This is a genomic window from Pradoshia sp. Z5_111 (assembly GCF_058267535.1).
The window spans coordinates 83,487-102,349 of sequence record NZ_JBZCPQ010000003.1 but is presented as its reverse complement, the minus strand read 5'-3'; the positions used below and the strand labels follow the sequence as shown (position 1 = coordinate 102,349).

The window sequence follows — 18,863 nt, the reverse complement described above, 5'->3', positions numbered from 1 at the left end:
CATAATGAATCTGCCTGTATTAACCATTGTTGTGCCTTGTTACAATGAACAGGAGGTATTGTCTAAAACATCTGAAGAGCTTTCATCCATTCTAAAAGAGTTATTGGACTCCGGTGTAATCTCAGAAAGAAGTGCTATTTTATTTGTGGACGATGGCAGTGTTGATGATACCTGGGATTTAATACAAATGGAGAGTGTACAGAATAGGTTAGTCAAGGGCCTGAAATTAGCTGGCAATGTGGGTCATCAAAATGCATTGCTCGCTGGTCTGGCGACGGCTCAAAAGCATTCCGATTGTGTCATCTCCATCGATGCTGATTTACAGGATGACATTCAGGTCATAAAAGAGATGGTTGAAAAATACAACCAGGGATATGATATTGTCTATGGGGTCCGAGATCAGCGGAAGAAGGATACTATATTCAAGCGGACCACAGCGCTTAGCTTTTATCGTATGATGGGTAAATTGGGAATTAAACTAATTCCTAATCATGCAGATTTTAGATTAATGAGCAAGCGTGCATTGGGAGAACTCTTAAAATATAAGGAACGGAATTTGTTCTTAAGAGGGATGATTCCGATGATTGGCTTTTCCTCCGCTGAAGTCTTTTATGATCGGAAGGAAAGAGAAGCGGGAGAGTCTAAATATCCGTTGAAGAAAATGATTTCATTTGCGCTTGATGGGATTACCTCCTTTAGTGTTGCGCCGATACGCTGTGTTACCTACATTGGCATTTTGACGCTGTTTATCAGTGTGGTCGCAGGCAGCTATGCTCTGATTCAAAAAACACTGGGGAATACACAATCTGGCTGGACTTCCATTATGATTTCTCTATGGATTATTGGCGGGCTGCAGTTGATTGGTATTGGAATAGTGGGTGAATACATTGGCAAGATTTTTAAAGAGGTTAAACAAAGGCCGATATATGCCATTGATGTGGACAACTATACTGAAGATCAAAAAGACCAGGCGAACCAGGAAAATCAATATAAATCTCGTTAACAGGAATATATATGTATCATTGGTTTGAAAACAGGAAGGAAACTACATGACGCTTGATGCTATTACACATTATATACAGCTGTATGGATACTGGGTGATTATCTTTGTTTTATTTTGCGGGATTGTAGGTATTCCTGCACCTGAAGAAACATTTGTTATTTTTATCGGTGCTGTCATTGCTGAACAAAACCTTAATTTTCTTTGGGCCATTTGCGCTGCTCTATTGGGTGCTAATGTGGGCATGTTTTTTACCTATATGATTGGAAGGAAGCTTGGGACATCCATTATCCAGAAGTATGGAAATCTAGTGAAAATCACACCGGAACGCTGGCAGAGTATGCATACAAGGTTTGATCGATTTGAAAATAAAATGGTTGTTATAGGGTATTTTTTGCCGGGAATTAGACAGCTAACTCCCTATATGTCAGGAACACGTGAATTACCCTATGCAAAATTTTCCTCACTCGCATTTTTAGCAAGCTTACTATGGACAACCCTTTATATGACGATTGGATTTTATTTCGGAAATATGATTGGTCTCAAGTATTTGAGCTTCATTGCGGTCATTTTTTTCTTGATTTTCATCGTAGTACTTGCATGGAAAAACTGGTTCTCTCCTGCGAGAAATAAAATTAGACTTTAAAAATATTTTACATATAGTTCATATAATGTAGAGAAACAGAAGCCGCTGTCGGATAATCCTGACAGTGGCTTCTGTTTTAACATATCTTATATCTTTTTTGTTTTGAAAATCGTTACCGCAACAGCAAGGCATATTCCGACCATGCCGGCAGATAGTGCAATCGGAGTGACAAACTCTCCCGGTGCTTCAAGACCTGTCAGGAGACTCATGGCTTCAGTTAGCTTTATCGGTGTGAAAGATTCTAGCTTTGGGAAAAGTCCGATGAGATAAACCGCCAGTACAGTACCCCCAGTTCCGAGTAAAACAGTGGTATTACTGGAGGATAGTGTAGAAAACAGTACCATAAATGACAGCACCCAAAGCCCGAAAATCCAGTAACACATTGCTGCAAAGCTGGTGTACATAGCGGTGGTATTATCCCAATAAAAAGCATTATAAGCATAAGTGATAGCAAAACAAATCCAATAGCAAGCTGTCCATGATGTAAATATCATCATGCTCTTTGCGATAATGAATTTCCAGCGAGAGAGACCCTTTGTCAGAACAGGGATGAGTGTTCCTTTTTGATATTCTGAAGTAAAGGATCCACTGCATAGCAGTATAAAAATAATCAGGGCTATTGGCATGTTTTTATAAAACTGAGTCCAGGAGGTTAAGGCATCTACTGTAACCTCTGTAACGACAAGACCCGATCCCTCCAGAGAGTCTGCCATCATCTCCATCATCCATGGAGTTATCTTTGCTATGGCTGGATTCATAATCCCGAAAAGTACAAATACTAGCAGTAGAATGAGCATTCGTCCTGTTCGACTCCATTCCATCCACTCTTTTTTGAAAAAAGCTAGAAAAGATTTCATTTACTGACGACCTCCATAAACAGAGATTCCAGCGATAGCTCCTGCTTTTCGAAACGGCGGAAAGGGATATGATTCTCCAAAATAAAACGTAGGACAGCTTCTGTCTGTACCTGGTCAGTTCGTTCCAGCAATAGATGTTTCTCATTACTTTTTTTCATACTTTGAAAAGCAGCAAGCAGTTTTTCCGTATCTTCAGGATACTCCAACTCAATTTCATACCCGATGCTTGCATGGTCTCTTTTTAACTGTTCCATTGATTCCTGGAATACAATTTTTCCATCGTGAAGGAATGCGACCTCATCACATATACGCTCAACATCGGATAGGATATGCGTGGAAAAGAGAATGGTTGTATGTTCCTTTGCTGCTGTAAGAATATCTAGAATTTCCCTTCTTCCGACAGGATCGAGAGAGGAGGTAGGTTCATCGCAAATCAGCAGCCTAGGTCGGTTGAAAAGCGCTTGTGCAATTCCTAGCCGTTGCTTCATGCCGCGTGAAAATCCTTTGATTCGCCGTTTCTCATTGGAGAGTCCCACAAGCTCCAGAAGCTCCTTGGTACGAGCCTTGATACTCGAAGATGACATCCCTGTGAGCTCACCGCAAAAATGCAAATATTCCATAGGAGTCATAAAAGAATAAAACTCAGGTACATCAGGTAAATATCCAATAAGCCGATTTGTAGGAGTATCGCCGTAGCGAACCTTTTCTCCGCCAACAGTAATCTCTCCGCTGTTTGCCTCCAGCAAGCCAAGAATGATTTTCATAGTCGTGGTTTTCCCAGCACCATTCTGACCCACAAAACCAAAAACAGTATGCTCCGGTACAGAAAAAGTGACATCCTCTAATACTTTTTTATCTCCAAACCGCTTTTTAACATGAGATAAAGTTAACATATTCATCATGCATCCTCTTTTCCCAGCAGGAAATACAGAATGGGTCCTATGAATTGCATGCCGATTATCACGATAACTAGCCACATGGTACGACTGCCGCGCTTATAGGTCTTATGAGTCAAAATATGATGTATGGTAAAACCCAGCAATGTAAATTCTGCAATAACCAAAGGGATAATAAAGGGTAAGAATTCTTTGATTTCATTCATAATATTTTACTCCTTCCGTAAGTTCTCTTTGTATTCTCTGAAATTCCAGATCGTCTTGAAGTGCTGTAAATAATGGATGCTTAAAAGACTCCAATACACTCTTTGCCACAAGGCGCATATTTCGGGGTGGTGATGCCCCTAGGTCAAGCTTGCTAATCCATTCATCCAGCCTGTCAAAATAAGTATCCCCGTGGAGAATCGCGTGCTTATGGGTAAAAAGCACTCGAGCTGTCTGAACATATTGCCTTAGCATTGCCAATGCCTTTTCTTTTTCTCCATTTGTGATATAGACAAGTGCTGCCTGATAGAAAAATTGTGCTGCGCTATTCGGATGCAGGGTGACTAAATCATACAGCTGAATCAATCCTTCTGTTTTTTTAATCGTTTTTTCACATACTGCAGGGTCATCCATATGAATGACTAGGTATTGGACCGCAGTTGCAATCAGCGATATCAAATGTAGATACATATTGATTTGTGTATAGCTTTTGGCTTTTTCTAAATCCCCGACAGCCAAATAAGCCTGCGCCAAAATTGAATCACTTTGGTGAGAAATACGAGTCGGATCTGCCATCATCTCCAATGCTTCAATGACTTCTGCAGCTTTACCGAGTTGGAGGTTGATTACAGCTTTCACAGTAATAGCATCATTACAAATATCTATTACTTTACAATTTTCCTCAATATGCTCACAAAGTGTTACAGCTTCGTGCAAAATTCTTTGTTGCTCATCCTGGTCTTTTGCGAGAGGAAAATGGTTCAGCCAAAGGATGCACATCTGGAGTAAAAAGGGATAACAGGAATAATAGCGGCGAACCAGTTCTCTTGATTTATTCATTACTTCATTAAAGGGCAGTCTTGTATAGTCAGAAGCAAGCTCCACATATAGCTTTTGGATTTGTTCACGACTCAACTGTGCTTCATAGCCCAGCAATTCATCTATACTTACATCTAAAAAGGATGCGAGCTGGGGTAATAGTAAGATGTCCGGCAAGCTCTGTTTATTTTCCCATTTAGATACGGATGCTTTCGTAACGCCGATGAAATCCGCTAATTCCTTTTGGGTGAGTTTCTTTTTACGGCGCAGGTTAGCAAGGTTATGCGAAAAATTTAATGAGTACATACAACTACCTCCTATACCTATTGTAACCATAGATGCTATAAAGCTAAATGGAGCAATACGATATTTTTCGATACAAAATCAACTGTCGAGAAACTTTGTGTTAAACAGTCGACAATTAATAAGTCCTAGGGTTTTGTAATGATGATGCAATGAATGTCAGTTCAACAGGAACTCCAATCATAAATCCAATCTCCAAGTGGCTTACTTATTATAGGTATAGGTTTATTGTCTTTGGTAATTAATAATCGTTCATCCAAATCGTTGTTTATTTATGTAAATTAAATGGGTTATTGTTATTATGAATAAGGGAAGGTAAAAGTACTTTTTGGAACTCTTTGAAGAAATGAGTTTTTTATGTTTTCTTTTCGCTTTAATTATTTGATAATTAGGAAAATAAGGGAGGGTATGTGGAAAAAAATCTACACAAAAAGCTAGTTGTTTTTAGGTATAGAACTGAATAGGACTGATTTATTTTACATACATTTAGTTTAGTTGGCTTTTTATTTTGTAGGAATCGTAATTTTTAGTATTGAAGATTCCTATAAAGAAACGAACCTATAGTTCTCGGCTAATTTAAGGATGTTCAATAGAGCATCCTTTATTTCATAATTGGGGAGTGAGAAGATGTTAGAACAACTTAAACCAAAACGTATCAAAGAGGGAGATACAGTGGGCGTTATTGCTCCTGCCAGTCCTCCGAAGAAGGAGGCCCTTCAAAAAGCACTGTCTTTTCTGGAAGAGGATTTAGGTCTTACTGTAAAAATGGGCAGCCATATCTATAAGGAATATGGTTATCTTGCAGGCGAAGACGCTGATCGGGTGGAAGATCTTGAAGCGATGTTTAAGGACGAAGATGTAAAAGCCATTATCTGTGCTTGTGGAGGATATGGGACGGCGCGAATTGCGGATGCCATCGATTATGACGTAATCAGAAATAACCCAAAGATTTTCTGGGGATATTCCGATATTACATTTATACATACGGCGATTCGACAAAAGACTGGCTTAGTCACCTTTCACGGGCCTATGCTTGCATCTGATTTAGGTAATGAAGATATTCATCCTCGCTCTAAGGAATCATTTAAACAGCTGTTTCAATCTGAAGAATTGATCTATACAGAGGATATCTCTCCATTGCACCCCATTATCGAGGGAGAAGCGGAGGGAGAATTAGTAGGAGGCAATCTAAGCTTGATGACAACGACCTTGGGGACTCCCTTTGAAATAGATACGAAGGGAAAGATACTTCTAATAGAAGATATTTATGAAGAGCCAAGGAATATCGATATTTTCTTAAATCACTTATGGTTGGCTGGAAAGTTAAATGATATTGCCGGTCTAGTCATTGGTGATTTTGCCGATTGCGAGCCAAAAAGCAGACGAACACTCACCCTCGATGAGGTGTTGACTCACTATACAAAATTGATTAATAAGCCAGCTATGAGTGGATTTAAAATTGGCCATTGCAATCCACATGTCGGAGTACCACTTGGCGTGAAAGCCAAAATCAACACGATAGAGAAGACACTTACCATTGAAAGCGGCATTGCTGATGAAGATTAGTAATATTGAAACCTATCGTATACAAGTTCCTTTACTTAAACCATTTAAAACAGCATTACGGAATGTAAACAATGCTGACTCTGTTTATGTGAAAATTCAATGTGATAATGGCCTGGTTGGATGGGGAGAAGCAACCGCAACTGCTGTTATTACTGGTGATACATTACAATCAATAGAAACAGCGATTCACGATTTCTTTAAACCCTATTTAATAGGAAAAGATATTTTGAGTTTCGAAGAGATCTTTCATGATCTTTCCGCTATTATGACAAGGAATTCAAGCGGAAGAGCGGCAATTGATATGGCCATTTATGATTGTTTGGCCCAGAATAGTAAGCTGCCTCTCTATCAGTATTTAGGTGGCAGAAGCTCTCAGCTTGAAACGGACTTTACGGTAAGTGTGGATATCCCTCACGTAATGGGGGAGGAGGCATTGGAATATGTGAAGAGCGGTTTTACGACCTTAAAGGTTAAAGTAGGTCTCGGTAATATAAATGAAGATATTGCCAGAGTGAAAGAAATTAGAAAGTGTGTGGGGAATGAGATTACGATACGTCTGGATGCTAACCAGGGATGGACAGCGAAGGAAGCGATTCGGGCAATCAGCCGTATGGAAGATATGGGTTTACAAATTGAATTGGTGGAACAACCGGTGAAGGCAGATGATTTGGAAGGGCTCAGACAAGTAACGAATCAGGTGAATACATGTATTATGGCAGATGAAAGTGTATTTACCCCAAGGCAAGCCTTAGAGGTCATTCGTACACGGAGTGCAGACATGATTAATATTAAATTGATGAAAACTGGGGGGATTTTTTACGCCCAATACATTAATCAATTAGCTGAGGCGGCAGGGATGGAATGTATGATGGGCAGTATGATTGAAACGCATTTAGGTTTAACCGCTGCTGCTCACCTTGCTGTAAGTAAACGTAATATTACCCGCTATGATTTTGATGCCCCTCTCATGTTATCCCGCTCCTTGGTTGAAGGGGGCATACAATATAATGGAAGTAAATTTATGTTACCTGAAACGGATGGATTAGGTATCAGGAATATTCAGCTCAAGTGAGAGGGGATCACAAAGTGGGAGATACTCCTAAAATCATGACTGTTAATGTAGCTGTAGCAACCGTTTGGACTACTAATCAGTCCTATAGAGAGCTTGATCGGCCAGCCATTAGCCATCCGGTCCGATTGGAGGAATGGCTTCTATTTATGAATGAGGCTGAGCGGCTTGATTTATGCGAATCCAATAGAATCCAGACCCAATTATTATTTGGGGAACAGGTCCTGCTGCTCGAATGCAAACATGGCTGGGCCCATATCATCGCTATCGAGCAGTCTTCAAAGAAAGATACCAGAGGATATCCAGGCTGGGTTCCTCTATGCCAGCTGGAGAATTATGAACCTGAATCCAATGACACTTTTGCCTTGATTACAAGTCGGAAGGCTTTGCTTACACTGGAGAAAACACAAGAAACCCTCGTATTAAGCTATCAAACAAGGTTATCGTATCTTGGTGAAAAAGATGGACAGATACTTGTAGACACACCTTTAGGTATTGGATTTTTACACAGAGACGATATTGCTTTACTTAACAATCAAGAGAGGGAGGTTCAAGGGAGTAATGCAGACATCGTCATGTCTGGAGAGCAATTTGTCGGCTTGCCCTATTTGTGGGGTGGACTGAGCAGCTATGGATATGATTGCTCAGGATTTACCTATACCATTTATAAGGCAAATGGCTATTCTATTCCGCGCGATGCAAGTGAACAGGCGCAGGAGGGCAAACAGATTGCTTTAAATGAAGTGCAAAGGGGGGACTTGCTTTTCTTTGCCTATGATCATGGAAAAGGAGCCATTCATCATGTCGGGATTTATTATGGACAAGGTAAACTTCTTCATTCACCACATACAGGTAAATCAATTGAAATTATCCCGATTGATGGCACTATATATGAAAAAGAGGTATGTATGGGAAGGAGATACTCCAATTACAATGATTAGAGTTTGCTAAATCGTTTTGGCACCAACCTAAGTCTGATTATAGAAAATTAGTCTTTCAAGCGAAGTCATGGTTCATATAAAAAATATGACTAGATTGTTTACTGACTTAAATCAATTGTAATTTAATGGGGTGAGATATTAATTAGAATGAAGTGCTTTTAATAAATTTTCAGTTACATTATAAGGCTAGCCCCCTTTATTTTAGACATGAAAAGCATATTTCACTCCAATGTCCTTCATCATCACTTTTTTGTGAGGTAGAAATGATTTTCATTCGCAGCATGAATTAAGGAAAGTGTCTTCACTAGTTAATATGTTAAGCTTGTATTTTACAAAAATGTATATAATTGCAATAATAGATATAGAGGTTAAAGATTGATCCTATTTAAATTTGAAATATATTGGTGGATGGAGGGGTGTAAATGAATGAAGATTTCAATGAATTAAAGAGACTGATTATTAACTATTTTTCCAATATGTCAGAAGATGATTTGAAGAAAAAGGTCTTTCCACATCATCCAGAGTTATTTAACTTAATAGCTGAGCATCGTGGGTATGGTAAACCTTGGCAGTATCGAAATGCTGTAGAAAAACTGACTATTAATAATGAGATGATCTTTTTTGAAAGTAATCTAGGAAAACAGTATACCGGAAATCCGCGTTATATTTATGAAAGAATGCTTGAGAGGTACCCTGATTTAACTTATATTTGGTGTTATGAAGGGGATTCTAAGATACCTGGTAATCCCTTAATAGTATCACGGGCAAGTGAAGAGTATTACAAACTGTTGGCTCAGTCTAAATTCATCGTCAATAATACAACATTTCCTCTTTGGTATCATAGACCTGAAACGTTTTATTTACAAACATGGCATGGAACTCCTTTTAAAAGACTTCATTGGGATTTAACATCAAGACCTATAGAAAAGAGGTCAACCCCGGAATTTTATACAAAATCAACGACATGGAATGCACTCTTAACACCAAATACATATTCAACTGACATTTTTAAATCAGCATTTAAATACAAGGGTCCTATTTTGGAGTATGGTTATCCGGCAAATGATATATTCTATCAAAATAAAAAGTATGAGAATAAAAGAAAAGAAATCAGAACCAACTTGGGAATTCTAAGTGACTCTACCCCTGTATTTTTATACGCTCCTACATGGAGGGATGGAAAACATATTGGTAACGCGATGTTTGAGTTTGATTTATTATTGGATCCAAAGACATTCATAAAATACGCTCCTAAGGATGCAGTTTTACTCATACGTTCTCATCATATGAGTAGCTCCGGAAAAACTTTATCGAATCTTTCTAATAGAGTGATTGATGTTAGCCGTTTTGATGATGCGACGGAATTAATGTGCGCGGCAGATGTTTTAATCACTGACTATTCCTCAATTGTATTTGATTGGTATTGCAGTAGAAAACCTGTTATCTATTACGTACCTGATTATGACCACTATGTAGGAACGTTAAGGGGTTCTTATTTTGATTTAAAGGATTTTCATGCTGGACCAATTTGTAAAAATGAAGAGGAATTGTATGAAGTGTTGAAGGATATTGCTAGGAAAAAAGTTAAAAATTATCCTGAATTTTACGATAAGTTTTGTGATTTAAATGATGGTAAAGCATCGGATCGGGTGATTGATTTCTTACTTTCACATTAATTTATAATAATAAACTGCTGTTTATCTATAATTACATCATTTTAAAAAATATGAAAAAGATGCAATTTAGCTGTAGAAAAAGAATGGAGAGACCTATATAAAATAGGCTCTTTTTTATTATAAAGGAGGGGTTAGGATTGAAATATGTGAGAGTGCTCTGTCGGGTATTGGAAAGAAGTTTGAGATAATAACAAAGGAGGATTTACATGAAACGATTCATGTTTTAGAAGCGATTGATTCTTCTATACCGACTCCCCTTCTGTAGAGAGCTTGCTTATTAACTAACGAAAAACTCCAATAACATTTAGCGGCTTACTAAGGTATTTTAATAACCTGTAGCCAAAGAAACAAAACTCAGATTGAAAGAAAGGTTAGAAGTAACAATGTGGAACCATATTATCGGTATCAATGAATAGTCCTGATCAGAGTCTTTCCGTGCTGATCAGGACCTTTTTGCGTTGGTTGGTTATCTGAATACTTTTATGGACAATCACTATAATGGCCCTCTATCCTCATCGATTATTTTAATAGAGGAATACCCTTGCTGCTCAATTTTGTAATAAATAAAGTTCTATAATATACTAGTTTCAAGATAAATTTAAAGTGATCTTAATAGAATTGAAATCCTGTGAGGTAAGAATCTCAAGAATTCAAGGGATAAATTGGAACGTTTCAAGCGATCAATTGGGGGAATATGCATGAGAGACTATTTTATAAAGGGAACAAATATGAAACTTCCAACACTTTTTATGCTGCATGGTACAGGTGGAACAGAGCATGATTTAGTACCGATTGCTCAATTGATTTCACCTGAGTCATCTGTTTTAAGTGTCCGAGGCAATGTTTCGGAAAATGGAATGCCAAGGTTCTTTAAAAGATTGGCTGAAGGTATTTTTGATGTTGAAGATTTAAAGTTTCGTACAAAGGAACTAAACGATTATTTAAACGAAGCCTCAGTCGTGTATGGATTTGACCGAAACAATGTGTTGGCAGTCGGCTATTCAAATGGAGCTAATATAGCTGCCAGTATGCTTTTTCATTACCAGGATGTATTAAAGGGAGCTATTTTGCATCATCCTATGGTTCCGTTAAGAGGAATGAAGCTACCGGAAATGGAAGGTCTGCCAATCTTTATAGGTGCCGGCAAAAACGATCCCATTTGTCCACCGGAAGAAACAGAAGAACTGAGTGAAATGCTGAAGGCTGCCGGAGCCCAAGTAGAGGTTTATTGGGAAAATAACGGACACCAGTTGACTCAATCAGAGGTTGAGGCTGCAGGCTTATGGTTTTCTCAGCAATTTAAATAAATTGGAGATGATTAGATGATATCGCTAAATCCAACCGAAATGAGTGAACGAGAGAATTATACCTTTTTAACAGGGGCAATCGTTCCCAGGCCGATTGCTCTTATCTCAACCATTTCTAACGAAGGAATTATAAATATTGCGCCTTTTAGTTATTTTACAATCGTTAGTTCAAATCCCCCGCTGATTGCTGTATCCATCCAGCGAAGGAACGGTGAAAGAAAAGATACAGCAAGAAATGCAATTGATTCGGGTGAATTTGTCCTCCATATTACAGATGAAGAAAACGTAGAGGGAGCAAATTGGACAGCAGCCGAATTACCTCCGGACCAAAGTGAACTAGAAGGATCGCCCTTTCAAACAGTAGATAGTGTTCATGTACGAGTTCCAGGGCTTAGCCCTGCGAAAATTCGGATGGAATGTACCGTACATAAAGTAATTCCGCTTGGAGGCCATACAGCAGAAGATGCAGGTTGTGATCTATTAATCGGTAATATTGTTTTTTATCATATAGATGAAGCCATCTACAAGGATGGCACAATCCGTACAGAATTGCTCAAGCCTGTTTCCCGGCTTGCTGGCCAAAATTTTATGAAGATTGGAGAACAATTTGTTCTGGAAAGACCAAAATAATAGATTAGAAAACTTCCCGTCTCTTGTAGGGAAGTTTTTTTATGGAGTCTTTTGGAAATAAAAAAGGTCTAAAAGACTACTTATGATAAGTTTTTCTTTAATTTAGTCATAAGATTTTCTTATTGTAAATTAAAAAAAGGTACAAAATATCTAATTATTTTACAAATTTGTTAAATTACTAGAAGGAGTTTTACTAAATATTCAGAATATATAATCAGTATACGAGTGGTTGCGCTTTCATAACCGCCTTAATATAGATAAATCAGACAAGTGGGGGTAATGCATGAGCTCTTTAGGTAATGGAAATCGGATGTCAGAACTCGGTCGCAGGAGAGGTTTTTGGATCTCGTTAATTGCTGTCTTACTGGTACCGTTAGTTTATGGGTTGATTATGTTAACGCCAAGTTGGGGACCATATGATAATCTATCAAACTTACCGGTCGCAGTTGTGAATAATGATTCAGGTACTGTAACAGATGGCAAGGAAGTCAATGTTGGTAGAGATTTGGTAGCGAAACTGAAAGACGGGAATGACCTGGGATGGAGATTTGTCAGTAAGGAACAAGCAAATCGCGGACTTAATGATAATGAATATTATATGGTAATTGAGATTCCTGAAGACTTTTCCCAAAAGGTAGCAACCGTAATGGATGAAAATCCGGAAAAACCGGAACTAAAGTATACGCAGAATGAAGGGCTGCATTTTATAGCTGCAACAGCAACGAAAACAGCTATAGGAACAATTAAGGAGCAGCTTGCTGATACAATCACCGCTACCTATACCAGCACAGTTTTTGCCCAGCTTGGTGATGTAGCAGAAGGATTTAAATCTGGCGCGGATGGTTCAACAAAGCTTCACGAAGGCTCTGTTAAACTGAAAGACGGTACTGGAACCCTACTGGATTCATTAACAACAAAAACAGGAGATATTCAAAAACTTGCAGACGGTTCAAAAGAACTTGAACAAGGCCTCGGTCAATTGAATGGAACCATGGCTGGAAAATCTGCTGATATTGCAAGATTGGCAAATGGAGCAGCTCAGGTTAGTAATGGTTCAGGCCTTATTTATTCATCCGTAAGTGGTAAGACCGGTGATATTAATACACTTGCAAGTGGGTCGAAGCAGGTTGAGGATGGGTTGGGCCAGTTGAATGGCACAATGGCAGGAAGTTCAGCTAGTATTGCAATGCTTGCTGATGGCGCAGCTGAACTCAGAGATGGATCAGGTTTAATTTATTCAACAGTGGGCGGTAAAGCCGCTGAAATTCAACAACTAGCAGACGGATCAAAGTCAATTGAAGATGGTTTAGGGACCTTATCAGGAACATTTAGTGCGAAGGAGAAGGATATTGAAGCACTTGCAGATGGGACAGAGAGCTTGAAGAAGGGTTCCTCTGTCATGTACTCAACTGTAAGTGGGAAAACAGAAGATATTGAATTGCTGGCTAAGGGGTCAGACGATCTTAAAAATGGTTTAAATCAACTTCACGGAACAATGAGTGGAAAATCTTCTGATATTGAGAAACTTGCAAAAGGTGCAAATGAACTAAAAGATGGATCAGCAGCTTTATATTCTCAGTTAGATGGTAATAGTGGTAAAATTCAGGAACTTGCAGATGGTGGTAAAGCATTAAATGCAGGTGCAGGAGATTTGAAAACAGGAACTTCTGATATGTTAGTGGGATTGAAGTCAGCGCAAGATGGTGTAAATCAACTCAATGGAAGTATGCCAACCTTGGTAGATGGAAGTGCAGCATTAAGAGACGGCATAAATGAAATAGCTGCCAATACACCGGCTCTTGCAAAGGGTTCAAGTGATGTAGCAGGTGGAATAAAACAGTTAGGAGATAAGATAGCGCTAATCTATCCAGGTATAAAAGATGATCCGGATTTTCAAAAGTTATTAAAGGGTGCCCAGGATGTCGCGGCTGGGGTAGAAGCAGTTGATCAGGGTATTAGGAAAGAAAATGGTCTGAAAAATGGGGCTGAATCCTTATCTGCAGGCATTTCAGGTAAATTGCAGCCAGGGGTACAAAAATTGGCAGGTGCTTTTGATCAACAAATTATACCGGGTCAAGAGAAAATTGTTACAGGAGCATCTGAGTTAGCAGCAGGTGCAGCGCAAATAGAAACAGGAACCAGTACAGTGAATACAAATTGGGGAGCCATTACAACTGGAGTTGGGACGATTAAAGGCGGTCTAACCGAGGTAGCAGCAGGAAATGAATCAGTTGCAACCGGTTGGATGACAGCGGTTAATGGATCAAAAGATTTATACAATGGTTCGCAACAAGTGGCAGATGGAACGGCAACCGTTAACCAATCTTGGTCGACCTTATCGAATGGTCTTTTTGATTTGGATAATGGCCTTACCACAGTATCTGCCGGTAATAAATCCGTAAATGAAGGCTGGAAAACAGCAGTCACTGGTTCTAAACAGCTTTATGAAGGGTCCAAACAAGTAGCAGCAGGAACAGGGTCAGTTAATACTGCATGGGGTACGTTAACAACATCTTTAGACACGCTAAATAAAGGTGCAGCGCAAGTGGCGGACGGTAATGCTACGGTTAACGATGGCTGGAAAACCGCAGTAGCAGGTTCTAAACAGCTTTATGATGGTTCCAAGCAAGTGGCAGACGGAACAGCAACAGTAAATAGTGCATGGGGTACATTGTCAACATCTTTGAATACGTTGAAAAATGGTGCTGCTGAAGTGGCTGGTGGTAATGCCACAGTGAATGCTGGCTGGAAAACAGCTGTTGATGGATCTAAGCAACTATTTGACGGTTCTAAGCAAGTAGCTGATGGTAACGCAACAGTTAACACTGGCTGGGGTACAATGAAGGAAGGGGTAACTGAAATTGATAAAGGTGTCGGTCAAATCAAAGACGGCACACTTGAATTATCCAACGGTTTAGGCGACGGAGCAGAAAAAACGGCAGGTATAAATGCTACTGATGAAACGATTAGCATGTTCTCCTCTCCGGTTGAGCTGATCGATTCAAAAATTAATAGTTATCCGTATTATCGTTATGCAAACGCTCCATATGTATTATCTTTAGCTTTATTTGTCGGTGTTTTATTAATGATGTTGGTTGTTGGAGTAAGAAAACCAATGGATGCAGCTATCTCAAACTTCGCATGGTATTCCAAAAGATTTGGCTTGCTCGCTTCATTGGTAGCTGGTCAGGCGATTCTTCTTTCTGGCTTTACCATATTCTTTGTTAACTCAGGATTTGCGAATAGTCTATTGCTCATCTTGTTTGCTGTATTGGCGAGTATTTCATTTATGTCAATTGTGTTCTTCCTGACTATGCTTGCCGGCAACATTGGTTTGTTTATAGGTGTGGCACTTTTGATTATGCAGCTTTCTACTACCGGATCTGCATTGCCAATCGATATGCTGCCTGAATATTTACGTGATCTAAGCACTGTCCTACCGATGACTTATTCGATTGCGGGATTCCGTGCATTGGTATCTCTGGATGACTTCGGTATGATGTTTGGAAATGCAATGATACTAGTTGTCTTCCTGGTTCTGTTTGCGGGATTATCTGTTGGATTATCCTTTTTCAAGAAGAATGAATCAGCAGGGGATGCAGAAATAGTACGTTAATCATAATCATATAAATCCCTTTTAGTAGAAGAATACATAGATTAATTGTATTCTATATTGAAAGGGATTTTTACCTATGAATAAGGGGTCCAAATGGGAGAGATTAGATTGAATCAGAAAATATTACCGGCAGCTTCAACTATGAAGGACTTTGAAAAGTTTTTACAATCGAAATTTAAAACAGGTGTTATTTTAGAGACTCATCTTGGTCAAATCAAACATATTACTCAAATGGCCAAAATGGCAGATAAACAGCTGTTTTTTCATGTGGATTTAATCAATGGATTAAAAAATGATGAATATGGTACTCAATATCTTTGTCAGGAGTTTAAACCATTTGGTGTCATATCTACAAAATCAGCGGTTATCCAAGAAGCAAAAAAACATCAGGCATTAGCTGTCCAGCGAATCTTTATGATTGATAGCCATGCGCTCGAACGCAGCTATAAGATGGTTAAAAAATCACAGCCCGATTATATTGAAGTACTTCCGGGTGCACTTCCAAATATGATTAAAGAAGTTGCAGGGGAAATTCAGCTACCCATTTTTGCGGGTGGTTTAATCCGAACGGTTGAAGAAGCGAAAGAAGCACTTGAAGCTGGAGCTGTCTCAATAACCTCGTCTAAACGAGATCTTTGGCAGTATTTTGCAGGGGAATGAGTCGAATTCCCTATTTATTTCGTTTTTAATTGACAGCGTTTACAAATAGTTTTACACTGTGTTTAAGTTAATAAGTATGTGAAAAGACATGGAGACACAGGTGGCAGTATTCCTTAATAAGTAGGAATACTTTAGTGCTTGTTTCTCCATTTTTTATGAAATTATATGATAGGGAGATGGAAGGAATGACACCATTTTGGGGAGAATTAGTAGGTACGATGATCTTGATTGTTTTTGGAGCAGGAGTATGTGCTGGAGCTAACTTAACCAAATCTTATGCAAAGGATGCTGGTTGGATTGTTATTACCATTGCCTGGGGGCTTGGTGTTACATTAGGCGTTTTTGCAGTTGGCGGCATTAGCGGTGCTCATTTAAATCCTGCTGTTACATTTGGTCTTGCGTTTAGCGGAGATTTTGCTTGGGCAGATGTACCTGGATATATTTTGGCACAAATGATTGGAGCAATGATTGGGGCAACTCTTATTTATTTACAATACTTACCTCATTGGAAAGCGACTGAAGATCCAGGGACAAAATTAGGGGTTTTCGCAACTGGTCCCGCTATTCCTCATACATTTTCAAATTTACTTAGTGAAATTATAGGGACATTTATCTTATTACTTGGTTTGCAATTTATTGGAGCAAATGATTTTACGGAAGGCTTAAATCCATTCGCAGTCGGTCTTTTAATTGTAGGAATCGGTATGGCTCTTGGGGGGACAACCGGTTATGCCATCAATCCGGCGCGTGACCTGGGTCCGCGTATTGCCCATGCGCTTCTTCCGATAGCAGGGAAAGGCCCATCTAATTGGGGATATGCTTGGATTCCAGTTGTAGGACCCATCCTTGGCGGATCCTTGGGGGCTTTATTCCATAAAGCGGTCTTCAATAATACGCTGACTGGAGCTTTCTGGGCAGTATTAGCTGGCACTGTGGTTATCCTGGTAATCGCTTATTTTATAACTAATAAAGATTCAGAACAAGCACTTCGACAGGCTAATGATCCAGCAAAAGCAAGGTTATAAGTTACTAACTTTAAAGAAATCGATTATAATATAAAAATTAGTAGATGGGAGATGAAAAAAATGGAGAAATATATTTTATCAATTGATCAGGGGACAACTAGCTCCAGAGCTATTTTATTCAATAAAAAAGGGGAAATTGTACATAGTGCTCAAAAGGAATTTACGCAGTACTTCCCTAAGCCGGGCTGGGTGGAGCATAATGCCAATGAAATTTGGGGTTCAGTACTCGCTGTTATTGCAGGCTGTCTTTCAGAATCAGGTATAGAGGCAACAGATATAGAAGGAATCGGAATTACAAATCAGCGTGAAACAGCGGTGGTGTGGAATAAAGAAACAGGTCAACCTATTTATAATGCGATAGTTTGGCAATCCCGCCAAACAAGAGATATTTGTGAGGAATTGAAAAATGCTGGCCATAATGATCTTTTTCATTCCAAAACTGGTTTATTAATAGATGCCTATTTTTCTGGCACAAAAGTTAAGTGGATCCTCGACAATGTAGAAGGGGCACGTGATTTAGCCAATGAAGGGAAATTATTATTCGGTACAATTGATACATGGCTAATCTGGAAGCTATCCGGCGGTAAAGCTCATGTTACTGATTATTCCAATGCTTCAAGAACAATGATGTACAATATTTATGACCTTGAGTGGGATGATGAATTGCTGGAGATTTTGGATGTTCCGAAATCCATGCTTCCAGAAGTGCGTCCGTCCTCTGAGGTATATGCACAAACGATTGATTATCACTTCTTTGGTAAGAGTATACCAATTGCAGGTATTGCTGGTGACCAACAGGCAGCATTGTTTGGTCAGGCATGCTTTGAAAAAGGAATGGCTAAAAACACATATGGAACAGGCTGCTTTATGCTCATGAATACAGGTGAAAAACCGGTTAAATCGGAAAAAGGATTATTGACAACTTTAGCCTGGGGATTAAATGGTAAAGTTGAATATGCATTGGAAGGTAGTATCTTTGTAGCAGGTTCTGCTGTTCAATGGCTCCGAGATGGATTAAGGATGCTTAAGGATGCTGCTGATAGCGAGACATATTGCCGGGCAGTGGACTCTACCGATGGAGTATATGTCGTTCCAGCCTTCGTAGGTCTAGGGACTCCATATTGGGATAGTGATGCAAGAGGAGCGGTTTTTGGTCTGACAAGAGGGACTACAAAGGATCACTTTATCAGAGCAACAGTTGAATCTTTAGCCTACCAAACAAAAGCTGTTATTGATGCAATGGAAGAGGAATCCGGAATTGAATTGAAAACATTGCGTGCCGATGGCGGTGCCGTTAAGAATTCATTCTTAATGGAATTCCAGAGTGATATTTTAAACGTGCCGGTTGAAATACCAAAAATTAATGAAACGACTGCCCTTGGAGCTGCTTATTTAGCTGGACTGGCTGTTGGATTCTGGGAAAGCCAGGATGAAATTGCTGCCCAATGGATCATTGATAAATCATATGAACCAACTATGGAAGAAGAGAAACGTAATGAATTAGTTGATGGTTGGGAAAGAGCTGTGGCAAGTACCAGAACCTTTAAATCATAATTCAATTTTGTATGAGTTTTTCTCAAAAAATGATATAATGAAAATAAGTTAATATAAGGTTAGAGATTTTAAGAGACCGCGAGTACATTCCTTT

The 18,863-nt window shown here is 39.1% G+C and carries 16 protein-coding genes; 12 read left to right on the top strand and 4 right to left on the bottom strand.

Going from position 1 to position 18,863, the window contains the following annotated elements:
• Positions 1–4 precede the first annotated feature (4 nt).
• Both AC4D4A_RS07360 and AC4D4A_RS07355 read left to right on the top strand, forming a co-directional pair.
• Positions 5–1,003, top strand: coding sequence for a glycosyltransferase family 2 protein (locus AC4D4A_RS07360; RefSeq protein ID WP_490995295.1), 999 nt, complete (start codon positions 5–7; stop codon positions 1,001–1,003).
• A 46-nt stretch (positions 1,004–1,049) separates the two neighbouring features.
• Positions 1,050–1,646, top strand: coding sequence for a DedA family protein (locus AC4D4A_RS07355; RefSeq protein ID WP_490995294.1), 597 nt, complete (start codon positions 1,050–1,052; stop codon positions 1,644–1,646).
• Between the two features lie 86 nt (positions 1,647–1,732).
• Here AC4D4A_RS07355 and AC4D4A_RS07350 read toward each other — a convergent pair whose 3' ends face one another.
• From AC4D4A_RS07350 to AC4D4A_RS07335, 4 genes are read right to left on the bottom strand one after another with little or no spacing between them, the layout of a single operon-like run.
• Positions 1,733–2,503: an ABC transporter permease subunit gene (locus AC4D4A_RS07350; RefSeq protein ID WP_490995293.1), complete on the bottom strand. Its 771-nt coding sequence runs from the start codon at positions 2,501–2,503 to the stop codon at positions 1,733–1,735.
• Entirely contained in the window at positions 2,500–3,402 is a 903-nt protein-coding gene (locus tag AC4D4A_RS07345; protein ID WP_490995292.1) for an ABC transporter ATP-binding protein, read from the bottom strand. Before AC4D4A_RS07345 ends, AC4D4A_RS07350 begins: the two co-directional genes overlap by 4 nt.
• Positions 3,402–3,605 (bottom strand): PLDc N-terminal domain-containing protein, encoded by a 204-nt coding sequence (locus AC4D4A_RS07340; RefSeq protein ID WP_490995291.1) that lies wholly within the window; start codon positions 3,603–3,605, stop codon positions 3,402–3,404. Before AC4D4A_RS07340 ends, AC4D4A_RS07345 begins: the two co-directional genes overlap by 1 nt.
• Entirely contained in the window at positions 3,598–4,728 is a 1,131-nt protein-coding gene (locus AC4D4A_RS07335; RefSeq protein WP_490995290.1) for a helix-turn-helix domain-containing protein, read from the bottom strand. The genes AC4D4A_RS07340 and AC4D4A_RS07335 overlap by 8 nt, the downstream gene beginning before the upstream one ends.
• 624 nt (positions 4,729–5,352) lie before the next feature.
• On the opposite strand from AC4D4A_RS07335, the gene AC4D4A_RS07330 reads away from it, so the two are divergent.
• The 10 genes from AC4D4A_RS07330 to glpK all read left to right on the top strand — a co-directional run bounded on the left by AC4D4A_RS07330 (position 5,353) and on the right by glpK (position 18,769).
• Positions 5,353–6,291 (top strand): S66 peptidase family protein, encoded by a 939-nt coding sequence (locus AC4D4A_RS07330; protein WP_490995289.1) that lies wholly within the window; start codon positions 5,353–5,355, stop codon positions 6,289–6,291.
• Complete coding sequence (locus AC4D4A_RS07325; RefSeq protein ID WP_490995288.1) at positions 6,281–7,363, top strand: dipeptide epimerase; 1,083 nt, start codon at positions 6,281–6,283, stop codon at positions 7,361–7,363. The genes AC4D4A_RS07330 and AC4D4A_RS07325 overlap by 11 nt, the downstream gene beginning before the upstream one ends.
• A gap of 14 nt (positions 7,364–7,377) precedes the next feature.
• Complete coding sequence (locus AC4D4A_RS07320; RefSeq protein ID WP_490995287.1) at positions 7,378–8,301, top strand: C40 family peptidase; 924 nt, start codon at positions 7,378–7,380, stop codon at positions 8,299–8,301.
• A gap of 422 nt (positions 8,302–8,723) precedes the next feature.
• On the top strand, positions 8,724–9,977 hold the full coding sequence (locus AC4D4A_RS07315) for a CDP-glycerol glycerophosphotransferase family protein (RefSeq protein ID WP_490995286.1): 1,254 nt from the start codon (positions 8,724–8,726) through the stop codon (positions 9,975–9,977).
• A 698-nt stretch (positions 9,978–10,675) separates the two neighbouring features.
• Positions 10,676–11,284: an alpha/beta hydrolase gene (locus tag AC4D4A_RS07310; RefSeq protein WP_490995285.1), complete on the top strand. Its 609-nt coding sequence runs from the start codon at positions 10,676–10,678 to the stop codon at positions 11,282–11,284.
• Between the two features lie 15 nt (positions 11,285–11,299).
• Positions 11,300–11,914, top strand: a complete 615-nt coding sequence (locus AC4D4A_RS07305) for a flavin reductase family protein (RefSeq protein ID WP_490995284.1) — start codon at positions 11,300–11,302, stop codon at positions 11,912–11,914.
• 283 nt (positions 11,915–12,197) lie between these two features.
• On the top strand, positions 12,198–15,530 hold the full coding sequence (locus tag AC4D4A_RS07300; RefSeq protein WP_490995283.1) for a YhgE/Pip family protein: 3,333 nt from the start codon (positions 12,198–12,200) through the stop codon (positions 15,528–15,530).
• A gap of 108 nt (positions 15,531–15,638) precedes the next feature.
• Positions 15,639–16,190 (top strand): glycerol-3-phosphate responsive antiterminator, encoded by a 552-nt coding sequence (locus tag AC4D4A_RS07295; RefSeq protein ID WP_490995282.1) that lies wholly within the window; start codon positions 15,639–15,641, stop codon positions 16,188–16,190.
• Between the two features lie 185 nt (positions 16,191–16,375).
• Complete coding sequence (locus AC4D4A_RS07290; protein WP_490995281.1) at positions 16,376–17,215, top strand: MIP/aquaporin family protein; 840 nt, start codon at positions 16,376–16,378, stop codon at positions 17,213–17,215.
• A 60-nt stretch (positions 17,216–17,275) separates the two neighbouring features.
• The gene (gene glpK, locus AC4D4A_RS07285) at positions 17,276–18,769 is read left to right on the top strand and encodes a glycerol kinase GlpK (protein ID WP_490995280.1); all 1,494 of its coding nucleotides are present in this window, start codon (positions 17,276–17,278) and stop codon (positions 18,767–18,769) included.
• The last annotated feature ends 94 nt before the right edge of the window (positions 18,770–18,863 follow it).

Coding starts and splice junctions, on each gene's coding strand:
- AC4D4A_RS07300 (WP_490995283.1), top strand. CDS start 12,198: ATGAGCTCTTTAGGTAATGGAAATCGGATGTCAGAACTCGGTCGCAGG.
- AC4D4A_RS07345 (WP_490995292.1), bottom strand. CDS start 3,402: ATGAATATGTTAACTTTATCTCATGTTAAAAAGCGGTTTGGAGATAAA.
- AC4D4A_RS07350 (WP_490995293.1), bottom strand. CDS start 2,503: ATGAAATCTTTTCTAGCTTTTTTCAAAAAAGAGTGGATGGAATGGAGT.
- glpK (WP_490995280.1), top strand. CDS start 17,276: ATGGAGAAATATATTTTATCAATTGATCAGGGGACAACTAGCTCCAGA.
- AC4D4A_RS07325 (WP_490995288.1), top strand. CDS start 6,281: ATGAAGATTAGTAATATTGAAACCTATCGTATACAAGTTCCTTTACTT.
- AC4D4A_RS07305 (WP_490995284.1), top strand. CDS start 11,300: ATGATATCGCTAAATCCAACCGAAATGAGTGAACGAGAGAATTATACC.
- AC4D4A_RS07340 (WP_490995291.1), bottom strand. CDS start 3,605: ATGAATGAAATCAAAGAATTCTTACCCTTTATTATCCCTTTGGTTATT.
- AC4D4A_RS07290 (WP_490995281.1), top strand. CDS start 16,376: ATGACACCATTTTGGGGAGAATTAGTAGGTACGATGATCTTGATTGTT.
- AC4D4A_RS07315 (WP_490995286.1), top strand. CDS start 8,724: ATGAATGAAGATTTCAATGAATTAAAGAGACTGATTATTAACTATTTT.
- AC4D4A_RS07355 (WP_490995294.1), top strand. CDS start 1,050: ATGACGCTTGATGCTATTACACATTATATACAGCTGTATGGATACTGG.
- AC4D4A_RS07360 (WP_490995295.1), top strand. CDS start 5: ATGAATCTGCCTGTATTAACCATTGTTGTGCCTTGTTACAATGAACAG.
- AC4D4A_RS07330 (WP_490995289.1), top strand. CDS start 5,353: ATGTTAGAACAACTTAAACCAAAACGTATCAAAGAGGGAGATACAGTG.
- AC4D4A_RS07335 (WP_490995290.1), bottom strand. CDS start 4,728: ATGTACTCATTAAATTTTTCGCATAACCTTGCTAACCTGCGCCGTAAA.
- AC4D4A_RS07310 (WP_490995285.1), top strand. CDS start 10,676: ATGAGAGACTATTTTATAAAGGGAACAAATATGAAACTTCCAACACTT.